The organism is Streptomyces sp. NPDC003077, assembly GCF_040611095.1.
GTDB lineage: Bacteria > Actinomycetota > Actinomycetes > Streptomycetales > Streptomycetaceae > Streptomyces.
This window is the reverse complement of sequence record NZ_JBEXNM010000077.1, coordinates 1-23,685: the sequence shown is the minus strand read 5'-3', so window position 1 is coordinate 23,685 and position 23,685 is coordinate 1. Positions and strand designations below refer to the sequence as shown.

23 protein-coding genes are annotated in these 23,685 nt (G+C 69.1%); 15 read left to right on the top strand and 8 right to left on the bottom strand.

Going from position 1 to position 23,685, the window contains the following annotated elements:
- The first annotated feature begins 81 nt into the window (after nucleotides 1-81).
- Complete coding sequence (locus ABZX96_RS32825) at nucleotides 82-1,563, top strand: glycosyltransferase 87 family protein (protein WP_355551451.1); 1,482 nt, start codon at nucleotides 82-84, stop codon at nucleotides 1,561-1,563.
- A 61-nt stretch (nucleotides 1,564-1,624) separates the two neighbouring features.
- Here the strand turns inward: ABZX96_RS32825 and ABZX96_RS32820 are convergent, their stop codons facing one another.
- The 3 genes from ABZX96_RS32820 to ABZX96_RS32810 form a co-directional block, all read right to left on the bottom strand.
- Nucleotides 1,625-2,656, bottom strand: coding sequence for an alanine racemase (locus tag ABZX96_RS32820; RefSeq protein ID WP_355551449.1), 1,032 nt, complete (start codon nucleotides 2,654-2,656; stop codon nucleotides 1,625-1,627).
- 65 nt (nucleotides 2,657-2,721) lie between these two features.
- Entirely contained in the window at nucleotides 2,722-3,840 is a 1,119-nt protein-coding gene (locus tag ABZX96_RS32815) for a peptidoglycan bridge formation glycyltransferase FemA/FemB family protein (protein ID WP_355551447.1), read from the bottom strand.
- A 249-nt stretch (nucleotides 3,841-4,089) separates the two neighbouring features.
- Complete coding sequence (locus tag ABZX96_RS32810) at nucleotides 4,090-4,407, bottom strand: hypothetical protein (protein ID WP_355551445.1); 318 nt, start codon at nucleotides 4,405-4,407, stop codon at nucleotides 4,090-4,092.
- A gap of 231 nt (nucleotides 4,408-4,638) precedes the next feature.
- Here ABZX96_RS32810 and rpsF point away from each other — a divergent pair, with 231 nt between their 5' ends.
- The 4 genes from rpsF to rplI all read left to right on the top strand — a co-directional run bounded on the left by rpsF (nucleotide 4,639) and on the right by rplI (nucleotide 6,415).
- The gene (gene rpsF, locus ABZX96_RS32805; RefSeq protein ID WP_003978891.1) at nucleotides 4,639-4,929 is read left to right on the top strand and encodes a 30S ribosomal protein S6; all 291 of its coding nucleotides are present in this window, start codon (nucleotides 4,639-4,641) and stop codon (nucleotides 4,927-4,929) included.
- A gap of 72 nt (nucleotides 4,930-5,001) precedes the next feature.
- Nucleotides 5,002-5,577, top strand: coding sequence for a single-stranded DNA-binding protein (locus ABZX96_RS32800; protein WP_355551443.1), 576 nt, complete (start codon nucleotides 5,002-5,004; stop codon nucleotides 5,575-5,577).
- A gap of 136 nt (nucleotides 5,578-5,713) precedes the next feature.
- Nucleotides 5,714-5,950, top strand: a complete 237-nt coding sequence (rpsR, locus tag ABZX96_RS32795; protein WP_003978893.1) for a 30S ribosomal protein S18 — start codon at nucleotides 5,714-5,716, stop codon at nucleotides 5,948-5,950.
- Nucleotides 5,951-5,968: 18 nt separating this feature from the next.
- The gene (gene rplI, locus ABZX96_RS32790; protein ID WP_355551441.1) at nucleotides 5,969-6,415 is read left to right on the top strand and encodes a 50S ribosomal protein L9; all 447 of its coding nucleotides are present in this window, start codon (nucleotides 5,969-5,971) and stop codon (nucleotides 6,413-6,415) included.
- 97 nt (nucleotides 6,416-6,512) lie between these two features.
- Here the strand turns inward: rplI and ABZX96_RS32785 are convergent, their stop codons facing one another.
- Together ABZX96_RS32785 and ABZX96_RS32780 are read right to left on the bottom strand one after the other, a co-directional pair.
- Nucleotides 6,513-7,358, bottom strand: coding sequence for a trypsin-like serine protease (locus ABZX96_RS32785; protein ID WP_355551439.1), 846 nt, complete (start codon nucleotides 7,356-7,358; stop codon nucleotides 6,513-6,515).
- A gap of 66 nt (nucleotides 7,359-7,424) precedes the next feature.
- Nucleotides 7,425-8,762, bottom strand: coding sequence for an MATE family efflux transporter (locus tag ABZX96_RS32780; RefSeq protein WP_355551437.1), 1,338 nt, complete (start codon nucleotides 8,760-8,762; stop codon nucleotides 7,425-7,427).
- Nucleotides 8,763-9,219: 457 nt separating this feature from the next.
- On the opposite strand from ABZX96_RS32780, the gene dnaB reads away from it, so the two are divergent.
- The 5 genes from dnaB to ABZX96_RS32755 all read left to right on the top strand — a co-directional run bounded on the left by dnaB (nucleotide 9,220) and on the right by ABZX96_RS32755 (nucleotide 14,914).
- Nucleotides 9,220-10,698 carry a replicative DNA helicase gene (gene dnaB, locus ABZX96_RS32775; protein ID WP_355551435.1) on the top strand — a complete coding sequence of 493 codons (1,479 nt, stop codon included), beginning with the start codon at nucleotides 9,220-9,222 and terminating at the stop codon, nucleotides 10,696-10,698.
- Nucleotides 10,699-10,894: 196 nt separating this feature from the next.
- The gene (locus tag ABZX96_RS32770) at nucleotides 10,895-11,143 is read left to right on the top strand and encodes a hypothetical protein (RefSeq protein WP_355551433.1); all 249 of its coding nucleotides are present in this window, start codon (nucleotides 10,895-10,897) and stop codon (nucleotides 11,141-11,143) included.
- A gap of 803 nt (nucleotides 11,144-11,946) precedes the next feature.
- On the top strand, nucleotides 11,947-12,531 hold the full coding sequence (locus ABZX96_RS32765) for a LysR family transcriptional regulator (RefSeq protein ID WP_355551432.1): 585 nt from the start codon (nucleotides 11,947-11,949) through the stop codon (nucleotides 12,529-12,531).
- 41 nt (nucleotides 12,532-12,572) lie between these two features.
- Nucleotides 12,573-13,823 (top strand): DGQHR domain-containing protein, encoded by a 1,251-nt coding sequence (locus ABZX96_RS32760; protein WP_355551430.1) that lies wholly within the window; start codon nucleotides 12,573-12,575, stop codon nucleotides 13,821-13,823.
- A 566-nt stretch (nucleotides 13,824-14,389) separates the two neighbouring features.
- Nucleotides 14,390-14,914: a GNAT family N-acetyltransferase gene (locus ABZX96_RS32755; protein ID WP_355551428.1), complete on the top strand. Its 525-nt coding sequence runs from the start codon at nucleotides 14,390-14,392 to the stop codon at nucleotides 14,912-14,914.
- 273 nt (nucleotides 14,915-15,187) lie between these two features.
- Here ABZX96_RS32755 and ABZX96_RS32750 read toward each other — a convergent pair whose 3' ends face one another.
- On the bottom strand, nucleotides 15,188-15,925 hold the full coding sequence (locus ABZX96_RS32750; protein WP_355551471.1) for a MerR family transcriptional regulator: 738 nt from the start codon (nucleotides 15,923-15,925) through the stop codon (nucleotides 15,188-15,190).
- Between the two features lie 192 nt (nucleotides 15,926-16,117).
- Complete coding sequence (locus ABZX96_RS32745) at nucleotides 16,118-16,915, bottom strand: NAD(P)H-dependent oxidoreductase (RefSeq protein WP_355551427.1); 798 nt, start codon at nucleotides 16,913-16,915, stop codon at nucleotides 16,118-16,120.
- 97 nt (nucleotides 16,916-17,012) lie between these two features.
- Here ABZX96_RS32745 and ABZX96_RS32740 point away from each other — a divergent pair, with 97 nt between their 5' ends.
- Nucleotides 17,013-18,020, top strand: a complete 1,008-nt coding sequence (locus tag ABZX96_RS32740) for a helix-turn-helix domain-containing protein (protein ID WP_355551425.1) — start codon at nucleotides 17,013-17,015, stop codon at nucleotides 18,018-18,020.
- A 193-nt stretch (nucleotides 18,021-18,213) separates the two neighbouring features.
- Here ABZX96_RS32740 and ABZX96_RS32735 read toward each other — a convergent pair whose 3' ends face one another.
- On the bottom strand, nucleotides 18,214-19,128 hold the full coding sequence (locus ABZX96_RS32735; RefSeq protein WP_355551423.1) for a zinc-binding dehydrogenase: 915 nt from the start codon (nucleotides 19,126-19,128) through the stop codon (nucleotides 18,214-18,216).
- A 99-nt stretch (nucleotides 19,129-19,227) separates the two neighbouring features.
- On the opposite strand from ABZX96_RS32735, the gene ABZX96_RS32730 reads away from it, so the two are divergent.
- From ABZX96_RS32730 to ABZX96_RS32715, 4 genes are all read left to right on the top strand, one after another.
- On the top strand, nucleotides 19,228-19,665 hold the full coding sequence (locus tag ABZX96_RS32730; protein WP_355551421.1) for a MarR family winged helix-turn-helix transcriptional regulator: 438 nt from the start codon (nucleotides 19,228-19,230) through the stop codon (nucleotides 19,663-19,665).
- 201 nt (nucleotides 19,666-19,866) lie between these two features.
- Complete coding sequence (locus ABZX96_RS32725; protein ID WP_355551419.1) at nucleotides 19,867-21,126, top strand: MerR family transcriptional regulator; 1,260 nt, start codon at nucleotides 19,867-19,869, stop codon at nucleotides 21,124-21,126.
- Nucleotides 21,127-21,303: 177 nt separating this feature from the next.
- The gene (locus ABZX96_RS32720; RefSeq protein WP_355551417.1) at nucleotides 21,304-22,011 is read left to right on the top strand and encodes a hypothetical protein; all 708 of its coding nucleotides are present in this window, start codon (nucleotides 21,304-21,306) and stop codon (nucleotides 22,009-22,011) included.
- A 183-nt stretch (nucleotides 22,012-22,194) separates the two neighbouring features.
- Nucleotides 22,195-23,343: an aminotransferase class V-fold PLP-dependent enzyme gene (locus tag ABZX96_RS32715; RefSeq protein ID WP_355551416.1), complete on the top strand. Its 1,149-nt coding sequence runs from the start codon at nucleotides 22,195-22,197 to the stop codon at nucleotides 23,341-23,343.
- Nucleotides 23,344-23,685 lie beyond the last annotated feature (342 nt).

Here is a 23,685-nt window from a genome sequence, read left to right as displayed (position 1 = left end):
CACCCACGGTGAGCGAAGCCCCTGCCGACCGGCGGGGGCTTCGTCATATTCGGACCCGGGACCGTACGGCAGGATGGGCGCATGACGAGCGTGCGACAGGACGAGCCCGTACGGCCGACGCAACGGGACGAGGTGGCGGCGGCCGGAAGCGAGGTGATCGGGGGCCCGATCGGCCGACGCGCGCTGGTCCGCAGCCGCTGGTGGTCGCCCGTACGGATCGTCGGGCTCGTGGCGATCGGTATGTTCGCGCTCGGCATGGTGCAGAAGCTGCCCTGCTACAACGGCGGGTGGTTCTTCGGCGCGACCAGTCAGTACATCCACGCCTGCTACTCCGACATCCCGCACCTGTACGCGGGGCGCGGGTTCGCCGACGGCCTGGTCCCCTATTTCGACCGGCTGCCCGGAGACATGGAGTTCCTCGAATACCCGGTGCTGACCGGGCTGTTCATGGAAGTGGCGTCCTGGCTGACCCCGCAAGGCGGCACCATCCAGCACCGGGAGCAGATCTACTGGCTGGTGAACGCCGGCATGCTGATGGCGTGCGCCGCGGTGATCGCCGTCTGTGTGGTCCGCACCCACCGGCGCCGTCCCTGGGACGGTCTCCTCGTGGCCCTCGCGCCCGCCCTGGCGCTGACCGCGACGATCAACTGGGACCTGCTGGCCGTGGCGCTGACCTCCGTCGCGGTGCTCATGTGGTCGCGGAGCCGGCCGCTGGCGGCCGGGGTGCTCATCGGCTTGGCGACCGCAGCGAAGCTGTACCCGCTGCTGCTGCTCGGGCCGCTGCTCGTGCTGTGCTGGCGGGCCGGCGCCTGGCGCCCGTACTGGAAGGCCGTCGCGGGCGCGGTGGTCGCCTGGCTCGTGGTCAACCTGCCGGTGATGATCACCTACGACGGGTCGGGGCTCCACATCAGGGAAGGCTGGCTGAAGTTCTACACCTTCAGCCAGGAGCGGCCCGTCGACTTCGGCTCGCTGTGGCTGCTCATCTCCCAGCGCACCGGAAACAGCATGGAAGGCGCCAACACCTACGCGCTCCTGCTGATGGCCCTCGGGTGCGTGGCGATCGCGGCACTGACGCTCTACGCGCCCCGCCGGCCGCGTTTCGCGCAGCTCGCCTTCCTGGTCGTCGCGCTGTTCATCCTCACGAACAAGGTCTACTCGCCGCAGTACGTGCTGTGGCTGGTGCCGCTCGCCGCGCTGGCCCGGCCGCGCTGGCGGGACCTGCTGATCTGGCAGGCCGGTGAGGTCATGTACTTCCTGGGCATCTGGATGTACCTCGCCTACACCGGCAACGGTGACAAGCACCAGGGGCTGCCCGCCGAGGGTTACCAGCTGGCGATCGTCGTCCACCTGCTGGCGACGGCGTACCTGTGCGCGGTGGTGGTCCGCGACGTGCTGATGCCGGAGCGGGACGGCGTCCGCAGGGATGGGGAGGACGATCCGTCCGGCGGCGTCCTGGACCACGCGCCGGACGTGTTCGTGCTGCGCCGCAAGCCGCGCGGTCCCCTTGGTGCCACGCACCCGGAAGGGGGCGCCTCGGTGCGCTGGGGGACCACGGGCGACTGAGGACCCGCGTACGCGCGAGGGCCCGGCACCGTGTTTCGGCGGTGCCGGGCCCTCGCGCGTATCAGCGGTCCACCATGCGGTCGAACTGCGTCGTGGTGTGCCGCAGGTGGGCCACCAGTTCCTCGCCGATCCGCGGTTCGGGGGCGTCCCCGGGGACGAACAGGATGGAGACCTGCATGTGCGGCGGCTCGGCGAACCACCGCTGCTTGCCCGCCCACACGTACGGCGACAGGTTGCGGTTCATGGTCGCCAGCCCCGCGCGCGCGACGCCCTTGGCCCGCGGCATCATGCCCTGGAGCGCCTTGGGCGATTCCAGGCCGACGCCGTGGGAGGTGCCGCCGGCCACCACCACCAGGTAGCCGTCGGAGGCCACCTTCTGCTGGCGGTAGCCGAAGCGGTCGCCCTTGGAGACCCGGGTGACGTCCAGGACCGAGCCGCGGTACTCGGTGGCCTCGTGGTCACCCAGCCACAGGCGGGTGCCGATGCGCGCGCGGAAGCGGGTCTGCGGGAACTGCTGCTGGAGCCGGACCAGATCCTCGGACTTGAGGTGGCTGACGAACATCGTGTGCAGCGGGAGCCGGGCGTTGCGCAGCCGGTCCATCCAGCCGATGACCTCGTCCACGGCGCTGGTGCCGTCGGTGCGGTCCAGCGGGAGGTGGATCGCGAACCCCTCCAGCCGCACGTCCTCGATGGCCGCGGCCAGCTTGGGTAGGTCCTCGGGGTGGACACCGTGCCGCTTCATGGAGCTCATGACCTCGATGACCACGCGGGCGCCGACCAGGCCGGACACCCCCTCGACCGTGGAGACCGACCGGATGGCGCGGTCCGGCAGGGGAACCGGTTCTTCACCGTGCCGGAAGGGCGTGAGCACCAGCAGGTCACCGCTGAAGTAGTCCTTCATCCGGGCCGCTTCGTAGGTCGTCCCGACGGCGAGGAGGTCGGCGCCCAGGCGGGCCGACTCCTCGGCCAGGCGCTCGTGGCCGAAGCCGTAGCCGTTGCCCTTGACGACCGGGACCAGGCCCGGGAACTGCTGGACGACGTTGTGCTGGTGCGCCCGCCAGCGCGCGGTGTCGACGTAGAGGGTGAGCGCCATGCCGGGCCCGGGACCTTTCTCGTGGCTGCGGTGGAGCAGTGAGACGAACAGGGAAGTGGTGCGGGTCAGCGGCGCGACATGTAGATGTCGAGCGCCTTGTGCAGGAGCTTGTTCAGCGGGAAGTCCCACTCGCCCAGGTACTCCGCGGCCTGGCCGCCCGTGCCGACCTTGAACTGGATCAGGCCGAAGAGGTGGTCGTTCTCGTCGAGCGAGTCGCTGATGCCGCGCAGGTCGTACACGGTGGCACCGAGGGCGTAGGCGTCCCGCAGCATCCGCCACTGCATGGCGTTGGAGGGCCGGACCTCGCGCTTGTGGTTGGCGGAGGCGCCGTAGGAGTACCAGACGTGGCCGCCGACGACCAGCATCGTCGCGGCGGCGACGTTCTCCCCCTCGTGGCGGGCGAAGTACAGCCGCATCCGGTTGGGGTCCTCGGTGTTCAGGGCCGCCCACATGCGCTGGAAGTAGCTGAGCGGACGCGGACGGAAGCGGTCCCGCTCCGCGGTGATCTCGTACAGCCGCTGCCACTCGGCGAGGTCGTGGTAGCCGCCCTGGACCACCTCGACGCCGGCCTTCTCGGCCTTCTTGATGTTGCGGCGCCACAGCTGGTTGAAGCCCTTGTGGACGTCCTCCAGCGAACGGTTGGCCAGCGGGACCTGGAAGACGTAGCGCGGCTGCACGTCACCGAAGCCGGCGCCGCCGTCCTCGCCCTGCTGCCAGCCCATGCGGCGCAGCTTGTCGGAGACCTCGAAGGCGCGCGGCTCGATGAAGGTGGCCTCGATGTCCCGCAGGCGCTTGACGTCCGGGTCCTGGATGCCCGACTTGATCGCGTTGGCGTCCCAGCGCCGGATGATGACGGGCGGGCCCATCTTCACCGAGAAGGCGCCCTGGCGCTTGAGGTGGTCGAGCATCGGCCGCAGCCAGTCCTCCAGGTTCGGGGCGAACCAGTTGATGACCGGGCCTTCGGGCAGGTACGCGAGGTACCGCTTGATCTTGGGGAGCTGCCGGTAGAGGACCAGGCCGACGCCGACCAGGTAGCCCTGAGGGTCGAACCAGCCCAGGCTCTCGGAGCGCCACTCGGCCTTCACATCGGCCCACGCCGGAACCTGCATGTGGCTGGCCGCCGGCAGGCTCTGGATGTACGCCAGATGCTGCTCTCGACTGATGGTCCTCAGGGTCAGGCTCATGCGGGGCGCTCCTCGGCAGGTTTGTCCCCAGGATCGGGGCTCCAGCTCTCGTGCCGAAGCCTACTGGGACAAGTGAGCGCCCCGATTGGCCGCAGGGGCCCAGGAGGCCCCGCGGTGCCTCTCTCGCCTCCGGTGGGGAGGTGGGCCCGGGCACGTGCGCCGGTCGCGCCGGCGGCGCACCCCGTGCCGGGGCGGGCCGCCGTGCACAGGGCGCCGGACGGCCCGCCCGCCTCTCAGGTGCCCCGCAGGTCAGCCGACCAGGCCACCGAAGAGTCCGCCGTGCGCCATGCCGAGGAAGAATCCCACCCCCGCTGCGCCGAGGCCGATGACCAGCACGAAGCGTTCGGCTGTCGTGGCGGAGATGAACTGGCCCCAGGCGCCGGTGATGATCCCCGCCAGTCCGGTCCACGAGCTCAGGAGGTGGAGGTGGTGGAAGTGGGCGGTGAAGAAGGCGATGAGGCCGAGCACCAGGGTCGCCGCCGCGAAGGTGTTCTCGACGGGATGGGCCTTGCCATCGCTGTTCAGGAACGAGACGAGGCCGTGCTGCGGCCGGGCTGCGTGTGCCATGTGGCACCTCCCTAGAAAGGGCGGCGCACTGTAACGCCGCTCACACCCGTTCTGTTCCAGATTGGGGGGATCGGCGGCTGGATTTCAACCGGAGGCCTCTTGGCGGGTACTCTGTACGGTCTGCGCACATGTCTGTCCAGGTTGCCTGGTCGGACGGGGCGCGGATACGCATCACGACCCTCCTGCCACGGAACGACCGTGGCCGCTGAGTCCAAAGGAGGTGGGTTCACCATGCGTCACTACGAGGTGATGGTCATCCTCGACCCCGATCTCGAGGAGCGCGCTGTCTCCCCGCTGATCGAGAACTTCCTCTCCGTCGTCCGCGAGGGCAACGGAAAGGTCGAGAAGGTCGACACCTGGGGCCGTCGTCGTCTCTCGTACGAGATCAACAAGAAGCCCGAGGGCATCTACTCGGTCATCGACCTGCAGGCCGAGCCTGCGGTCGTCAAGGAGCTCGACCGTCAGATGAACCTGAACGAGTCGGTCCTCCGGACCAAGGTCCTCCGTCCCGAGACCCACTGAGCGCGTCAGCGCCAGCGGTAATCGGGTCCGAGTAGCAACACCAGCAGCCACACCCGCCGAGAGGTTCCCCTAATGGCAGGCGAGACCGTCATCACGGTCGTCGGCAATCTTGTCGACGACCCCGAGCTGCGCTTCACCCCGTCCGGTGCGGCGGTCGCGAAGTTCCGCGTCGCGTCCACTCCCCGCACTTTCGACCGTCAGACCAATGAGTGGAAGGACGGCGAGAGCCTGTTCCTGACCTGCTCGGTGTGGCGCCAGGCGGCGGAGAACGTCGCCGAATCCCTGACGCGGGGTACCCGCGTGATCGTGCAGGGCCGCCTCAAGCAGCGGTCCTACGAGGATCGCGAGGGCGTGAAGCGCACGGTCTACGAGCTCGACGTCGAGGAAGTCGGCGCGAGCCTGAAGAACGCCACGGCCAAGGTCACCAAGACCGGTGGCCGGGGTGGCCAGGGCGGCGGCTTCGGCGGCGGTCAGCAGGGTGGCCAGGCCGGCGGCGGCTGGGGCGGCGGCCCCAGCGGTCAGCAGGGCGGCGCTCCTGCCGACGACCCGTGGGCGACCGGCGGTCCCGCCGGCGGTGGCCATCAGGGTGGCGGCGGTGGCTGGGGCGGCGGCTCCGGCGGCGGCTACTCGGACGAGCCGCCCTTCTAGGTCCGTGGCGAGCCGCGGTCCGTGGTTTCACGTGAAACGTGCGCCACGGGAACCGCTGTTTCACGTGAAACGGCGATCGGCGGCTCGTGGACCGAGGGCGTCAGCACAAACTTCTTGAATTCATTGGAGAGAGACAATGGCGAAGCCGCCTGCTCGCAAGCCTAAGAAGAAGGTTTGCGTGTTCTGCAAGGAGAAGATCTCCTACGTCGACTACAAGGACACGAACCTGCTGCGGAAGTTCATCTCCGACCGCGGCAAGATCCGTGCCCGCCGGGTCACCGGCAACTGCACCCAGCACCAGCGTGACGTCGCCACGGCCGTGAAGAACAGCCGTGAGATGGCGCTGCTGCCCTACACCTCCACCGCGCGATAAGGGAAGGGTGACCGACTCATGAAGATCATCCTCACCCACGAGGTCTCCGGCCTCGGCACCGCCGGTGACGTCGTTGACGTCAAGGACGGTTACGCCCGCAACTACCTGGTCCCGCGTGGTTTCGCGATCCGCTGGACCAAGGGCGGCGAGAAGGACGTCGAGCAGATCCGTCGCGGTCGCAAGATCCGCGAGATCGCCACGATCGAGCAGGCCAACGAGATCAAGGGCCAGCTTGAGGGCGTCAGCGTGAAGCTGGCCGTGCGCGCCGGCGACGCCGGCCGCCTGTTCGGCTCCGTCACCCCGGCCGACATCGCCTCGGCGATCAAGGCCGCCGGTGGTCCGGACGTGGACAAGCGCCGCGTCGAGCTCGGCTCGCCGATCAAGACCCTGGGCTCGCACCAGGTGTCCGTGCGTCTGCACACCGAGGTCGTCGCCAAGGTCGGCGTCGAGGTCGTCGCCGCCTGAACCGCGGTGCCGCAGCACCTTGCGGCACAGCGTTCAGCGTGACCACGCGTGCCGAGGGCCGCATCCCCACAGGGATGCGGCCCTCGGTGTTTTTCGATCAGCTTTCCTGCTGGGCCCGGTGGTAGAGCTTGGCGATGTCGTCGTCGAAGTACACCGCGTACGACACGTCGTCCTCGTTGCCGCCGCCTTCGTAGCCGCCCAGCACCCCGATCACCGTGCCGGTGTGGCTCTTGGGGTCGTAGTCCGCCAGCCAGGGGCTGCCGCTGGTGCCGCCGGCGAAGGCGGTGCACTTGATCCGCATCTGGGTGTCGCTGAACTTGGTCGTGCGGTTGTGGCAGGAGATGGGGGTGTCGCTGTCGGAGGGGTAGCCGGTGATCTTGACGTCGTTCTCGAATCCTCGGTTGATGCCGAGCGTGTTGCCTCCGAGCACGTCCTGGATCTGCTCTCCGTCCTTGTCCTGAAGGATCAGGAAGGCGACGTCCAGGTCCTCGTCCTGCGAAGCCGCCCAGCGGTCGTCGACGACGACCTTCTTGACCTTCCATAGACCGGTGGGCTCATCGCCTTCCCGGTAGTCGGGCGCGAAGACCAGATCGTCCACGGGCTTTCCGGCCGAGCTGTCGAACGCGCAGTGAGCGGCGGTGATCAGCATGTTCCGGCGGGGGCTCTGCACCACGCTGGCGGTGCAGAAGTGGTCGCCGGAGTCGTCCTTCTCGAAGAGCGTGCCGACCCGGGCGTTCTGCTCCGTCCGGCGCGGGGTGTAGGCGTTCCCTTCACCAGCGGGCGCCGTCGCGGCCGGGTCCTGGTCCTCGGGGTCCTGATCGGCGCTGCCGGCCTTGCCGTAGGCGTCGTGACTCAGGATGTGCGGAGGGACGTCGCTCTCCTCGATCCGCGCGGTGTACGCCGTCATGACGGTGACCCCGACGACGATCAGCGTCAGGGACAATACGATCTTCCTGAGAAGCGGGCGCACACGGTCATTATCAACACGGGGCCCCACGTCCGGACAGACTCAACGCGAAGCTCCGGTGACGATCCACCGCCCGGACCGGGCCCGCAGCCAGAGCGTCACCATGCGCACGGTCATCATCAATGCCATGGCCCACCACAAAGCGGTCAATCCCCCGCCGGCCACGGGGACCAGCAGCGCCACCGGAGCGAAGACGGCCAGCGTCGCCAGCATCGCCCACGCCAGATAGGGGCCGTCCCCGGCGCCCATCAGGACCCCGTCGAGAATGAAGACGACACCGGCGACCGGCTGGGTGACGGCGACGATCAGCAAGGCGGGCAGCAACGCGTCCTTCACGGCCGGGTCCGAGGTGAACAGCGGAATGAACAGGGGACGGGCGAGGACGACCAGCAGGCCGAGCACCACCCCCGCGGCGACGCCCCACTGGACCATCCGGCGGCAGGCGGCGCGGGCCCCGGCCGCGTCCCCCGCCCCCAGATAGCGCCCGATGATCGCCTGGCCGGCAATGGCAATGGCGTCCAGGGCGAAGGCCAGGAGGCTCCAGAGGCTGTTGACGACCTGGTGGGCGGCGACCGGGACGTCACCGAGGCGGGCCGCCACCGCGGTGGCGATCATCAGCACCGCGCGCAGCGAGAGCGTACGGACCAGCAGTGGCGCCCCGGCCTGCGCGCAGGCGCGGATGCCCGCGGCGTCGGGGCGGAGCGAGGCACCGTGGCGCCGGGCGCCGTGCACCACGACGGTGAGGTAGACGGCGGCCATGCCGCACTGCGCGATGACGGTGCCCCAGGCGGACCCGGCGATCCCGAGCCCGGCGCCGTAGACGAGTGCCACGTTCAGTACGGCGTTGACGGAGAACCCGCCGACGGCGACGTACAGCGGCGTCCGGGTGTCCTGCAGACCGCGCAGCACACCGGTGGCGGCCAGCACGACGAGCATCGCCGGAATGCCGAGGGCGCTGATGCGCAGGTAGGTGACGGCGTAGGGGGCGGCGGTGCCGGAGGCGCCGAAGAGCTCCACGAGCCAGGGCGCGGTGGGCAGGACGACGGCGATGACGGCCGCGCCGAGCAGGAGGGCGAGCCAGATGCCGTCCATGCCCTGCCGGAGAGCGGCGGGCAGGTCGCCGGCGCCCACCCGGCGGGCCACCGCGGCGGTGGTGGCGTAGGCGAGGAAGACGAAGATCGATACGGCGGTGGTCAGCAGGGCGGCGGCGACCGCGAGGCCGGCGAGCGGGGAGGTGCCGAGGTGGCCGATGACGGCGCTGTCGACCATGACGAAGAGGGGTTCGGCGACCAGCGCGCCGAAGGCCGGCACGGCGAGTGCGAGGATCTCGCGGTCGTGGCGGCGAGGGGATCTCCGCGGCGTCGCGGGTGCCTGAGTCATGTGCCTAATCTAATCTTCCACAGGTAAGTGCTGCAATGCACTAGTGACTATTACGGGACGCTACGGTGCGTGCTCTCCTCCGCGCCGTTTGTCGTGATCTTGAACAGGTTCCCGAACTTTTTCTCCCCCACAGCCTATGGATGACGAAAGCGCAGGTCAGAGGGTGCGAGGGAGTTCGATTGTGGCCTTGTCCACAACTGTGTCCCCCGTGCCGTGCACAGGATCGAGGGACTTCTCCACAGGTTCGGGTCGCTCATCCACATGGCCTGTGGATAACCAGATTGGCGCACGGTGCGCGCGGGCCTACCGTGGTCCGGCGCCACTCCCGTTTCGTCGGAGATTTTCCCCCGCGTCCTCGACGCGCCGTGACCGGAGTCGGCCACTCGATTGTCAGAGCCGTGCCGTAAGAAAGAACCGCGCAGCAAGGTCCGCGTCGCGGACGGGAGGAGGTGCCGGGGTGAGCGTTCCCGAGCCCATGGACGACCCCTGGGCGGTCTCCGGCCCCAGCGACCGGCTGCCCGCCGCGCGGTCCCGCCGCGGCGAGGGCAAGTTCCGCGGCCGGGAGGACCGGCACGACCGCGGGGACGAGGAGGGCGGCTGGTCGGGCGGCGGCTTCGAACGCGTACCGCCGCAGGACCTCGACGCCGAGCAGTCCGTCCTCGGCGGCATGCTGCTGTCCAAGGACGCCATCGCCGACGTGGTGGAGGTCCTCAAGGGCCACGACTTCTACCGGCCGGCCCACGAGCTCATCTACCAGGCGATCCTCGACCTCTACGCCAAGGGCGAGCCGGCCGACCCCATCACGACGGCTGCCGAACTGACCAAGCGCGGCGAGATCGGCCGGGTCGGCGGGGCGTCGTACCTGCACACGCTCGTCCAGACGGTGCCGACGGCCGCCAACGCCGAGTACTACGCGGAGATCGTCCACGAGCGGGCGGTGCTGCGGCGCCTCGTCGAGGCGGGCACGCGCATCACGCAGATGGGATACGCCGCGGACGGCGACGTCGACGAGATCGTCAACAGCGCCCAGGCGGAGATCTACGCCGTCACCGAGCAGCGCACCAGCGAGGACTACCTCCCGCTGAGCGAGATCATGGAAGGCGCGCTCGACGAGATCGAGGCGATCGGGTCGCGCCAGGGCCAGATGACGGGCGTGCCCACGGGCTTCACCGACCTGGACTCGCTGACCAACGGCCTGCACCCCGGCCAGATGATCGTCATCGCGGCCCGCCCGGCCATGGGTAAGTCCACCCTCGCGCTGGACTTCGCACGGGCCTGTTCGATCAAAAGCAATCTCCCGAGTGTCATCTTCTCGCTGGAAATGGGCCGCAACGAGATCGCGATGCGCCTGCTTTCCGCCGAGGCCCGAGTGGCGCTGCACCACATGCGCTCCGGCAGCATGACCGACGAGGACTGGACGCGCCTGGCCCGGCGGATGCCGGACGTCTCGGCCGCCCCCCTGTACATCGACGACTCGCCGAACCTGTCGATGATGGAGATCCGCGCCAAGTGCCGCCGGCTCAAGCAGCGCAACGACCTGCAGCTCGTCGTCATCGACTACCTGCAGCTGATGCAGTCCGGCGGCTCCAAGCGGGCCGAGAGCCGTCAGCAGGAGGTCTCGGACATGTCCCGGAACCTCAAGCTGCTGGCCAAGGAACTGGAACTGCCGGTCATCGCCCTGTCGCAGCTCAACCGTGGACCCGAGCAGCGTACGGACAAGAAGCCGATGGTTTCGGACCTCCGTGAGTCCGGTTCGATCGAGCAGGACGCGGACATGGTCATCCTGCTGCACCGCGAGGACGCCTACGAGAAGGAGTCACCGCGCGCCGGCGAGGCGGACCTGATCGTGGCCAAGCACCGTAACGGTCCGACGGCGACGATTACCGTGGCCTTTCAGGGGCACTACTCGCGGTTTGTGGATATGGCGCAGACGTGATGGGGGTCGTGGAATCTCAGATTCCGTGGCACAGACTCATTCGTTCTTGGCGCATGACGGCATATCCGTGAGACGCGCAGGTCGGGGGCCTGAATCCTCGCAAAGCCGCTGAGGAAGTGCCACGTTTCGTAAGACTGAGCCGTGTGTCATCGCTGCGAGACAGCTTGAAAGCCGCTGGTCAGACGTCGCGGTCACCATGGCCCTGGGCATCCTGGAGCAGCCGGGAATCCATCCGGCCGACGAGGCCCTGCGCGGTTTGCTGGAGGCAGTACGCGAGGAACTCACGCAGATCCCGGTGACCAGCCGGGGCATCAGCCCGGTGTTGCAGTCCGTGCACCTGGCCGCCCTCGCCTCTTCCCTCCGTCCCAGCGAGCACCTCCGCTACCGCGTCACGGCCGAGACTCGCCGTCGACAGGCAAGGACCACTTGGGACATCGAGCAGTGAGCCGGGAAGATCCCCACGATGTTCTGGCCGTCCTGGACAGTCCGGCTCACACCGCCCGAAAGAATTCATGCGTGGACCCTGGCACTCGTGCTCGCTGCCCTGCTGCTGATCCCCGACAGCCGCATCTCCTTGGACCGGCTCGCCAACCACCTCGACGCCGATGACATCCCACCGACTACGGCCGACGCCGGTTCCTGGACTATACCGGCCTGTTTCCCTATGACCGCTGGCTGGAGATCGGCCGCCGCACCGGAACACCACCGGGGACCGGACGGCGCGAACGCATGGCCCGCAGCCAGCTCTTCCGGCGCCTCAGCGGCCTGCCTGCCGAGTCCGCCCCCCGACGATCTGGGTGGGCTCGACAGTGCGGAGTTCCGGGCGACGTCCTTGCGGTTCACCGCACTGCAGACACGCGAACTCGCACAAGCCCTTGAGCAGGAAGCCCTCGGCTTCCTGGCCTCGCACCACATCGACGACGAGCCCGTGATCTGGCAACCTCGCACCGCCCTGCTGGCGGAACTCTCCCTTCCCGGATCGATCCGATTTGACGCACGTCGACCTACCCCGCCTGCACCAGCTCGTCCGAGAACGCCAGCACCCCGTTCAGCACGCCGCCCAAGTCTTGGGCACGACTGTCGAGGCCATCCGGCATGTCCTCGACGAACATCCAGCCCCCGCACTACCGCTGACGAAGAACACCGCCAGAGCCACATACCGCATCCGGCAGCAAGCCCGGCAGAGCTCTACCTCGACGAACACCGGTCCCTCCGCAGATCGCCACCCTCAACGGCTTCTCCCGTCAGGTGCTGGCACGTCTCGCCCGTGAGTACGGCATCCCGCTCCGCGAGGGCCCCCAGGACTACAAGCGCCGCGGCGCCATCGAACGGGACTGGCTCATCGAGCAGTACGTCCACCATCGCCGGATCCTGCCCGATCTCGCCCGCGAAACCGGCATGAGTACCACGAACATGGCCCGCTGGGCCCACACGCACCGCATCCCTCTCCGGGCCCGGGGCGGCGGAAGCCACGACACAGCCCTCCGCGTTCCCGACGAGGCCGCACAGAGCCCGGCCGTCCTGCGGAAGGCACTCACCAGCCCTTACGCGCGGCGAAGACTCGATCGCTTTCTGGCTGCCACCGCCTACCCGAGAATGCGCGAGGCCGCCCAGGCCCTGGGTATCAACCCGTCTGCGCTGGTGACTCAGATCAACCGCCTCGAACGGGATTTTGGTCAACCCTTGTTTGAGCGAGCCGAACGCGGCCGAGCTATGAAACTGACCTCCTTCGGACGGCGCGTGTCAGCTGCGGTCCAGAAGGTCTCCGTTCCGGTCAAACCTGATCAGTGTGGTGACCTAAATGAATGTCAGGTGCGCAGATCTGAAGATTAAATCTCTTCTCCGGATCTGATTCTCAGGTCTGCCATAGCCTCATGATTGAGGCAGGCCAGCTCTGGACTGCCCTACTTTTCTCAGGGGAGGGTGAGATGGCTGTTCAGCGTGCTGGAGTGGTGCGAATCTCAGGAGCGCTCTGCGTCCAAAGGGGTACTCCGATGCTGCAAGGATTCACCGAGGCGGCCACTCTGTCGGATCACCAGGCGGTCGACATTTTTGTCGCGGATACCGGTGATGGATACCAACGGGCGCCCATCGCAGCACGGGTTCGCAAGGCAGCCCAGTACTACTCCGACAAGGGTGGCCGGATGCCGAACCCATTGTTGATCAACATCCGAAAGGCGGACCTAGATAACGAGCAGGCGGTCGTGGTGGTGGATGAGGGAAAGGTCGGCTATGAAACTGCCCTTATCGAGGGAAGTAACTGGATCGGCACCGGGCGCATCGAGTTTGCGAATGACATGCAACTGTGGATTTATGACGGGCAGCATCGCGCAGGCGGCTTGCATCAACTACTTCAGGAACTAGATGAGTTTGAGGACTTCCCAGTCCCCATCAGCGTCACCATCGGCCTCGATCAAGGACAGGAAATGCGGGAGTTCTACGAGGTCAACACAAATGCTGCCAGTGTCAAGACTGACCTCGCATGGCAGTTGCTGACCAAGATGGCTGAGGAAGACCCCGAACTCCGGGAGATGCTTGCGGCTGAGGACAGGGACTGGATTACGCGCGCTTACGCTGTGGTGGACGAGCTGGAGAAGCTCGATGGTCCTTGGCAGGGGAGATTCCAAGAGCCCAACAAGCGCAAGGTTAGGGGTGATGGGGTGACCATCCCGAAGCCGCAGTTTGCCCGATCTCTCAAGCCGGTGCTCGATATGCCCACTCTTAAAAGGGCCAGCGCCTCAGACATTGCGGTGATCATCAACGCCTATTGGTCAGGAATTAAGAGGGTTATGCCTGAACCGTTCGAGCATTCATCGAGTTATGTTATTCAGAAGGGAAGTGGCGCGGTTGCCTTGCACCGAGTCCTGCCGCAAGTGATCGAGGTGGTGCGGAGCCGTGGTGAACGGCTTGGCCAACCTGATGGCTACGCCGATGTCATGGGGAACCTTCCCACCCTCGAAGGCGAGGTCGTTGACAACAACGGCTTGCTCTCGAACCGCACAGGTGCTGACTACTGGGTCGTAGGGTCCGTGGCTTCCGCTTTTAGCGGTGATGCTGGCCGCCGACGGCTGAGTCTCTTGATCCAGAGCCGACTTCCCTCGGCAGCGGACACCCTTCAGCTCTGATGCAGTAGTGGGGTGGGCGTGCCGTTGCGCGTCAACCCACCCAGTGGTGATCCCAGCAGAAGGGGCATGTGACTGCCACCCAAGGAGACTCTCGCTGAGGAGATGACACAGCTGTGAGGCATGAAGGCCCGGCATAGCCGCGAGACAACCATAGAAACCCCAGGCCACGGCATCGGCAGGTGTCACGAGCGATGAGACCCTACAGGAAATGTGTAGGCTCTCAAATCTCGTGTCGGAATCTCACGATCGATGTCGGATGGGAGTCGAATCCGACACCGAGCTGAGATTCGCAGGTCGCTGCCGTAACTCATTCGAGTGAAAGCGTGGCTGGTGTGCTCCCGTCGGCGAACGCGTGGCCGCCGCCATCCGGAAGTCTGGTCCCGACCAAAAAACGCTTTGCCCAGGCCAGGGAGGGGTTGCTAGCGTCACGCCAGCACGAGAGGTGCGTGATCAAGAGACAGGGAGGCTGATGAATATGGCCGCCGTTGGCCGTCTTCAGCATGCCCTTGTCTGACCCGCGCGTTAGCAGAGCGCGGCTCGGTCGTTCCAACGGCCGGGAATGACACGTGACTTCCTCCACTTCATCAGCCCACATTCAGCTGACCACCGACCGCCTCGTTCTTCGGCCCTGGACTATGGCCGAGGCCACCGCGGTCCTCGACGAAACCAGGTCGGCCCACTGGGCGGACGACTTCCCCGCCGAAGGTGACCGCGTCATCGCGGGCCTCTTCGGCCAGTTCCCCGACTGGCTCGGCGAGTACGGCCACCGTTTGGTCATCGAGCGCGACAGTCGCCTGGTCGTGGGCTCTATCGGCCTGTTCTGGCCCCCCAGTGAGGGAACCCTCGAAATCGGATACGGCATCGTGGCTTCCCGCCGCGGCCGGGGCTATCCCCCCGAGGCCACCGGGGCTCTCGCCGAGTTCTCCCTGACCGCCCCCGGCGTTCATACCGTATTCGCCAAGGTGGAGCTGTCGAACCCGGCCTCCGTCCGCGTGCTGGAGAAGCGGGATCATGAAGCCGGATCACCACGAGCGATGATTCCTTGGGGCCAGCGAGATATCGCCGGCCCCGCATCGCCGCAGAGGAAGTGACACGGCCGTGAGACAGGACTGTCCCGCCAAGCCGTGAGACAACCAGAGAAACCCCAGCGACGATCTTCACCCTCGCCGAGGTCGATCGGCTGGTGAAACCCAGCGTGTCGAACGGCGATCCAACGGAATACGGACGTGGCCGGTTCCACCGTTCTCCTTTCAAGCGACCGGCCATGCCATGCGGACGTGCGAGCAGGCGGGCAAGCGGCGTGCAGGCGGACGTGCAGGCGGACGTGCGGGCATGCGGCTGATGCGGCATCGCCGTCGGCGGCCTCACTCCCACACCGCGGAGTCCGGGTCGACGCCGTGTGCCTTGGCGTTCGCGAAGATCACGTCGCACAGCCAGGTGGTGAGCCCCGGTGAGACGGCATCGAAGTGCTCGGCGTATCCGGGTTCGGTGATGTAGGTCCGTCCGATGCACACGTGCATCGCGTGTGTGCAGTCGAAGTACGTGGAGAGCAGCGCGCGGTGTCGCTCTGCGAGGGTGTTCGCCGTCTCGGAGCCGGGTGTGACGCCGGTGTTCTTCGCGGTGGCGAAGTCGGCGTTCAACGCGTGGGTCGTGGCCGCGATGTCCTTCCAGTCCTCCGGCGTCTTCTCGGCGGCCCGTTCGGCGTACTGGGCCCACTGCGGGCTGTCGCCCCAGCGGTTCTCGGCCTCCTCGACCCAGGCGGGCTGCCAGTCGTCACCGAAGATCTCGACCTGCTGCTCCGGGGTCAGCCGCATGCCGGTGTTCGACGCCGTCAGCATGCGGTCGACCGCGGAAACCATCCTTTGCAGGCGGGAAATACGCTCCACGAGCTGTGCGCGTTGCCGGCGCAGGTGATCGCGCGCACCGGCGGCCGAGTCATCGAGGATCCGGCCGATCTCGGCGAGCGGGAAGCCCAGCTCCCGGTAGACGAGGACCCGGTGGATCCGGGCCACGTCATCGCCGGAGTACACCCGGTACCCGGCCCAGGTGCGACCGCTCGGGCGCACCAGGCCGATCGCGTCCCAGTGGTGCAGCGTCTTCACACTGACCCCGACGAGCGCCGCCGTGCGGCCGACGGTGAGACCGGTCGTAAGGCCGTCCGTAAGGCCGTCGGCGAGGCCCTCCGTAAGGCCGCCGGGATCGGTCGGGACGGCATTCCCGCTGGTCGCGGCCGGTTCCTGTGCGTGGGCGTCACTCGTCACCGTGTCAGTGTCGCCCACCCTCGGCCTCGCGCGTCAGGCGCGCGGGTGGACGTGGAGATCGAGCCCGCTCGTGCCCGGCGCCTCCACGCCCGGCAGCAGCCGCATGTCGTGGTCGTAGTCGCCGCCGACGAGCGTCCGGAACGGGACCGGTTCGTCGGTGAAGAGCCCGTCGAGCCGACGCCCGTACTCCTGCTTCGCTATCGCGAACCGTTCCCGCGACAGATCGATGCTGCGGTACACCGCGAACGGATCCAGCGGCGCCATGCCGGCGAACCAGAACAGGCCGTGCTGCACCGGGTGGAGGACGTCCGCGAGCCGCCCGTGGATACCCCGGTCGGAGAACGACGACTCGCGAGCACCGATCGTGACCGACAGCAGCGCCCGCCGTCCCGCCAGGGCGCCCTCACTGTAGGGCGGGGGAACGTCCGGGCCGTAGGCGAACCCGTTGGTGAACACCCGGTCCACCCAGCCCTTGAGAATCGCGGGCATGGAGAACCACCACAGCGGGAACTGCAGGATCACCGCGTCCGACCAGCGCACTTTCTCCTGCTCGGCCGCGACATCGGGCGTCAGCCGACCCGCCGACGTGGCCTCTCCCTGGGCGGCGAGCACGTCCAGTCGCCGATCCGCCTGATGGTCGGGGAAGTCGTCGGCGTTCACCTCCGCCTTCCACTTCATCGCGTAAAGGTCGGACACCCGCACCTCGTGCCCCGCCGCGCGCAGGTGCTCGACCGCGAAGGTGGTCAGGGCGGCGTTGAGCGAACGGGGTTCCGGGTGGGCGCTGACGACGAGGATCTTCTTCGGCTGCTGCGAGGTGGTTTCCGTAGGCATGCGCTCACGATCGCCCGGGGACGACGCGGCAGCCAGCACCCTGATCGGTCACGGAAGGACAATCCTGGTATTGCCAGGGCCACGCATACTTGACCGCATGGACGGCGTGGACGAGATCGAGCGTGTGGACGAACTCGGGCGCGTGGACGGCGTGTGGGACGAGGTCGGGGACGCGAGCGAGGCTGAGTACGCGGGCGAGGCCGGGGACGGTGCCGGCAACCGCGCGTCGAGCGCTGTCGATGGGCGGCCGAGCGGGCCCGACCGTACGGACGGCCTCGGTGACGCCCGGCGGGCGCTCGGGCACTTCCTGTGTGCGCGCCGGGCACGCGTGCAACCAGAGGATGTCGGGATCGCCGGTGGCCGTCGGCGGCGGGTGCGCGGGCTGCGCCGCGAGGAGGTGGCGCAGCTCGCCGGAATCAGCGTGGACTACTACGTCCGTCTCGAACAGGGCCGGGCAACCCAGCCATCCCCCGAGGTGATCGACGCGCTCGCCGCGGCGCTGCGCCTCGACGCGTCCGGGCGCAGGCACCTCGCCACCCTGGTCGGCGCCCGGCACGACCCGGCGCCGAGGGCACGCGTGAGCCCCATGTTGCGACGGGTTTTGGACGCACTGACGCAGTTCCCGGCGCTCGCCACGAACCACCGGCTCGACGTGGTGGCCTGGAACGGTTTGGGCGCGGAGTTGATCGGCGGCCTGGCCGACCCCGGCCGCCGCGACCGGAACAACGCCCGGTTCCTCTTCCTCGATCCCGCCTCCCGCGTCGTCCATCCCGAGTGGGAGGACCGGGCCCGGGAAGCCGCGGGCCAGCTGCAGGTTTCCGCCGGGCTTTACCCCGGCGACGCGGAGCTGGCCGCGCTGATCACCGAACTGTGCGAGCGCAGCGCCGAGTTCCGGCGGATCTGGGCGACCGGCGAGGTCGTGATGTGCGCGGCGGGGCGCAAACGGTTGCGTCACCCCGTGGCAGGGCTGCTCACCTTGGACTACGAGACGTTGCACGTACCGGCGGCGCCCGGTGAGACGGGGCTGGTGGTGCACGTGTTCAGCGCCGAGGAGGGCAGTCGGGAGGCTGCCGCCCTCGCCCGGCTGGGCGCGGGGTTGTCGTAGCGGCTCGCCTGCCGCGTCTGTCCGCGTGACGTCGGGCATCCGCGTGCGTTCGCGTGTCCGCGTGCGTCGTGTGTCTGCGGCTTCGCGTGGCTGCGTCCGTTGTGCGTGTGTGATTTCGCGTGGCTGGGGCGTTGTGCGTGTGAGGCTTCGCGTGTCGGTGTCCGTCATCTGTGTGCGCTTTCGCGCTCATCGTTTACGGGACGAGGACGACCTTGCCCTGGTTGGCCCGGGTTTCGATGAGCGCGTGGGCGTCGGCGGCGGACGCGAGGGGGAGCGCGGCGGCGATGACGGGGCGTACCGCGCGGGTGGCGAAGAGGTGCCAGAGTTCCGCGCGCCAGGCGGTGTACGTATCGGGCTGTTCCCGGGCGATCCGGCCGATCTGGAACCCCGACACCGTCCGTGCCCCGACGAGGAGGTCGTATGCGGAGATCATGCCGCCCCCGGAGCTGTAGGCGATCAGCCGGCCGCCGTCGCCCAGGGCGCGGACGGCCGGAAGGAGTACGTCCCCGCCGACCGCGTCCAGTGCGTAGTCGACCGGGCGGCCCCAGTCGGCGTCGTCGTAACCGATCACCTCGTCGGCGCCCAGCGTGCGCAGGAAGTCGCCCTTGGCGTCCGGGTCGCCGACCGCGGCCACGACGCGGGAGGCGCCGCGCGTACGGGCGAGTTGGACGGCGAGGTGGCCGGCCCCGCCGGCCGCGGCGGTGATCAGCGCGGACTCGCCGGGGCGGGGGCGCGCGGCCTCCAGGGCGCCGAGGGCGACCAGGCCGCCGCGGACCAGGGCCACGGCGTCGACGGCGTCGGCGCCGTCCGGGATGACGGACGCCATGGCCGTGTTGAGCAGCGTGTACTCGGCGTAGGCGTCGCCGAAGCACAGGCCCGTGACGCGGTGGCCCGGCGCGTACGCGGTGACGTCCGGGCCGACGGCCTCCACGGTTCCGGCGACCTCGCCCCCCAAGGACTCCGGCGCGCCTCCTTCCCGCAGTTTGCGGACGACGGGCAGCGTGACGCCGATCGCTTCCGTGCGAACGAGGAGTTCGCCGGGGCCGGGCACGGGAACGGGGGCTTCTTCGGTGACGAGGTGACCGGACAGGTGGCGCAGGCGGCGCAAGGGTGCCTCCCGGGAGGTGGATGACGGATTAATCGTTGGGAGTGCCAACGGTAGACCAATTCGTTGGGGCTGCCAATGGTTTTTGGATAGGCTGCCCGCATGGTCGAGAAACCGCCGGTGCCGAGTCGGATCCGTACGCTGCCGAGCTGGCTGCTCGGGCGGGCGGCAGCGCGTGGCCGGGCGCTGGTCGCCGACGCGCTGGAGGGCGAGGGGCTGCGGATGTGGCATCACGTCGTGCTCGCGGCGGTGGCCGATCTGCAGCCGGTCGCGCAGGCCGAGCTGGGACGGAGCATCGCGCTCGACCCCAAGGACGTCGTCGGCATCCTGAACGAGTTGCAGGCGGACGGGCACGTGCTGCGCGAGCCCGACCCAAAGGACCGCAGGAAGAACGCCGTACGGATGACACCCCAGGGGGAACGGCTGCTGGAGCGCTGCGCGGAGGCCGCGCGGCAGGCGAACGCCGAACTGCTGTCGGCGCTGCCGCCGGAGGAGAGGGCCGGGTTCCTGCGGGCGCTGGAGCGGGTGGCGGGGGTGTGAGGTTACGTGGGGGGCTGGGCGCGGGGCCTGGCCGCGGGCTCGGGATTCCGGGGTGCGGCCGGGTGCGCGGTGGCGGTCCGGCGCGCTGCGGGCGCGGGGCTTTGGGCGCGGCGGGCGCGCGCGTGGACGGGCGGCGGTCCGGCGATAACGGTGATCACCGGGCTTGACCTTCAGGTTGGTTGAACGTCCACCATCGGGCCCATGGACGACACCCACGAACTCCTGGGCATCGGCGCCTTCGCCCGGCACGTCGGGCTCACCCCCAGCGCCCTGCGCTTCTACGACGACTGCGGCGTGCTGCGCCCGGCGCGGGTGGACCCGTTCACCGGATACCGCTCGTACGGCACCGGCCAGGTGGCGCGGGCCGTACGGCTGCGCAGGCTCCGTGAGGCCGGATTGCGGCTGGCCGACACGGTCGTCGTGCTGGACGGCCCGGACGACGAGGCACGGGCGGTGCTGCGCGCACACCTGGAGCGGACGCGCCGGACGGCGGATGCCGCACGCGAGGCGCTGGAGGAGGTCCTGCACTCCCTGTCCGCACGTTCGGGACAAGCGGCGGTCGGCCGGTACGGCCGGGCGCGCGTCGGTGGCGCCGAACTCGCGAGCGCGGTGCGGCAAGTGGCGCCCGCGGTGGCGTCCGGAGCCGCCCGGGACGAGTTCCCGGTACTCGGTCGCGTCCTGGTCGAGCTGGACGGCCAGGAGGTTCGGCTGGTGGCGACCGATCGCTACCGGCTGGCGGTACGGGTGCTGCGCACCGAGGAACCTGCCGACGAGCCGTGCCACATGCTCATCGACGCCGCCGAGCTCAAGGAGCTGGCCGCCTGGGCGGTACGGCATGCCGAAGTCGGCATCGAGGTCGACCGGGACGGTGGTGCGCGGCTGTGCGCGGGCGGGGAGTGCCGGCCGATCGCCGTACGTGGGCGGGGAGGGGACGCCGGGTGGGTCTTCCCTGACTACCGGTTGATGCTCGACGCGCTGCCGTCCGTACGCCATCGGGTCATCACCGACCGGCAGGCGCTGCGCGAGGCGTTCGCCGGACGGGCCACCGGGGCCGTGGTGACGATTCAGATCGGCGGGGACGGTGGCGAGCGGGAGCTCGTGGTGTCGGGCGGGGGCGGTGATCGCATGTTGCTGCCCGGGTTGCTCACTTCGGTGGAGAGGACGCCGGGGGAGTCGGTAGGTGGCCAAACCGCGACATTGTCGGCGGAAGGAAAGCTGGAGCGGCCGGGAGGTGGCGAGCCGGAGCGGCCGGGAGGTGGCGAGTCGGCGGTGCTGCGGATCGGGTTCGACCCCGCCGTGATCGTGCCCGCGCTGGACGCGGGAGTGGGGCCCGATGTGCTCCTGGAGCTGTCGACCGGCGCGCAGCCCGTTGTGATCCGGTCGGCGGATCAAGGCAGCTTCACCACGCTGGTGATGCCGGTCAAGGAACTGGAGAACGGCGTCCCGGCCTCGGCCGGATGAGCCCGGGTGATCTCCGGCCACGCGCGAGCGACTGCTACGGCAATCCTGGGCCGCGGCGCGGCGCGGCGCGGCGCGGCGTGCGACGTCGGCGTGCGGCTTCTTGCCGGTACACAAGTCCCCGTGTCGGCTCACGAGGTCTTGTGCCGACTTACGACCTTACTGCGAAGGAGCGCCTGAATGGACCCCGAGAACCCGGTCGTGCGGTTGTGCGTACGCGGCATGGAAGCCGAGGCCGCGGGACAGGCCGACGCGGCCCATGACCTGTTCCGGCAGGCGTGGGACACCGCGACGGACGACTACGAAGCATGCGTGGCCGCGCACTACCTCGCCCGGCGGCAATCCACGGCCGAGGAACGACTGCGCTGGAACGAGGAGTGCCTGATGCGCGCCGAGCGGGTGGGGGACAACCGCGTGCGCAGCTTCTATCCCTCCCTGTACGTGAACCTGGGGCAGGTGCACGAGGAGCTGGGCTCGCCGGCCGTGGCGTACGCGCACTTCGCACGGGCCGTCGATCACTTCGACGCCTTTCCCCCGGGTCCGTACGGGGACTGGACCCGGCTGGCGGTCGCGGACGGACTACGGCGGACCGCGCCCGGACCCTCGGCAGGGAACGAGGCGGACGAAGAGACGCCCCATGAGCGGCGGACCGTTGTCGCGCTGAGGGCTGTGGACGCGTTGCTCGGGCCGTTGGTGGAGCAGTGGTGCGCCCGGTCCGACCTGCGCGCTCTCGGCGTCGTCCTTCCCGCCTACCTGGCGTATCTCGGCTCGCCGGAGGACCGGTTGCGGCTGCGTACGGCCCTGCACATGGTGCATGCCGGTGGCCGGCTGCCGGAGGACGAGCAGAGGCGGATCGGCGCGGCGATCGGCTCGCCGGTGCTCGCGTAGGGAGCCGTACGCAAACAGCGACTCGCCGGAGGGCCGACCGGGAAGGGGATCGCCGATTCGCGCCCGGTACCGCCCAAGCCGAAGCGGCGGCCGGGCTACGGCGGGGCGAGGCGGGCGGACGTAAAGTCGGGGCGAGACATCAGGAGCCGCCGGACCGCGGCTCGCCACCGCTCGAAAGGCACCGTGACAGCCGTGACCGACGCCGCCACCGCGAACTCCGACGCCCCGGTTCTGCTCGATCTCCCTCCGCTCGGCGCGGCCCACTTCGCGCGCATCGAGGACAAGGTCGCCGCGCTGATGCGGACCCGTGCCGATGTCGTGGCCACGCAGGGTGAGGCGCTGCTGCCGCTGGAGGCGTGCATCCGCTCCGCGGTGCGGCCCGGCAGCACCGCGCTCAACGTCGTCACCGGGCCGTACGGCGAGACCTTCGGCGGCTGGCTGCGCTCCTGCGGCGCCGAGGTGGTGACGATCAGCGCGCCGTTCACGGGCGCGGTGAGCCCGCAGCAGGTAGCCGACGCCCTGCGCGAGCACCCGGCCATCGACTTCGTCAGCCTGGTGCACGCCGAGGCCGCGACCGGTAACACCAACCCGGTGGCCGAGATCGGCGCGGTGGTCCGCGAGCACGGCGCCCTGCTGATGCTGGACGCGGTCGCGTCGGTGGGGGCCGAGCCGCTCCTGACGGACGAGTGGGGCGTCGACCTCTGCGTGATCGGCGGGCAGAAGGCCATGGCCGGTCCCGCCGGAGTCTCCGCGGTGTCGGTGAGCGCCCGCGCCTGGGAGCGGATCGCCGCCAATGAGCAGGCGCCGCGCCGGTCCTACCTGTCGCTCCTCGACTGGAAGGAACGCTGGATCGACGGCGGGCGCACCGCTTTGCCCCACGCCCCGGCCCAGCTGGAGATGCTGGCGCTGGAGCAGGCCGTGGACCGCATCGAAGCCGAGGGGCTGGACGCGGTCATCGCGCGGCACCGGGCGGCAGCGGCGGCCATGCGTGCGGGAGTGCGGGCGTTGGGCGGCCTGTCGCCGTACGTGGTCCGGGACGAGGACGCGGCCCCGGTGGCCACCACGCTGCGGGCCCCGGTGGACGTGGACGCGCGCGACATCGTGTCGGCGGCCCTCGCCGTCGACGGGTCGGTCCCGGTACAGGCGGCGGCGGGCGCGCTGGCCAAGGAGATGATCCGGGTCAACCACTACGGCATGGCCGCGGACCGGGGTGTGGTGCTGTCCTCGCTGGCAGCGCTGGCGAGCGGCATGCGGTCCTTGGGCCTGTCCGTGCGGGAGGACGCCGCGGTCGAGGCCGCGGAAGCCGCCTGGGTGGCGTCGCCTGAGCGTTGAGCTGTCGCCGGGCGCGGTCCCGTGTCGCCGAGCATCGGGTCATGTGGTTTCCCGCAGGTGAGCGGGGAGGGGGCAGGCCACGTGAGCGCGGGGAGGGGACAGGCCACATGAGCGGGGAGGGGGCACGTCACGTGAACGGAATGGGGCCGGTTTCACGTGAAACGTGGAAAGCGCGGAGTCACTGGCAACTTCGACGCCATGCCGCCGCCCGGCCCCGGGACGCTTTGACGGGCGACAAATGCTGACGGGACCGCAGGAGTAGTGGGGGGGGGGGGAGGATTAGATGATGACCCACAACCAGAACGAAGACGTGGAGCAGCACACCGCGGGGCAGAGCCGGCA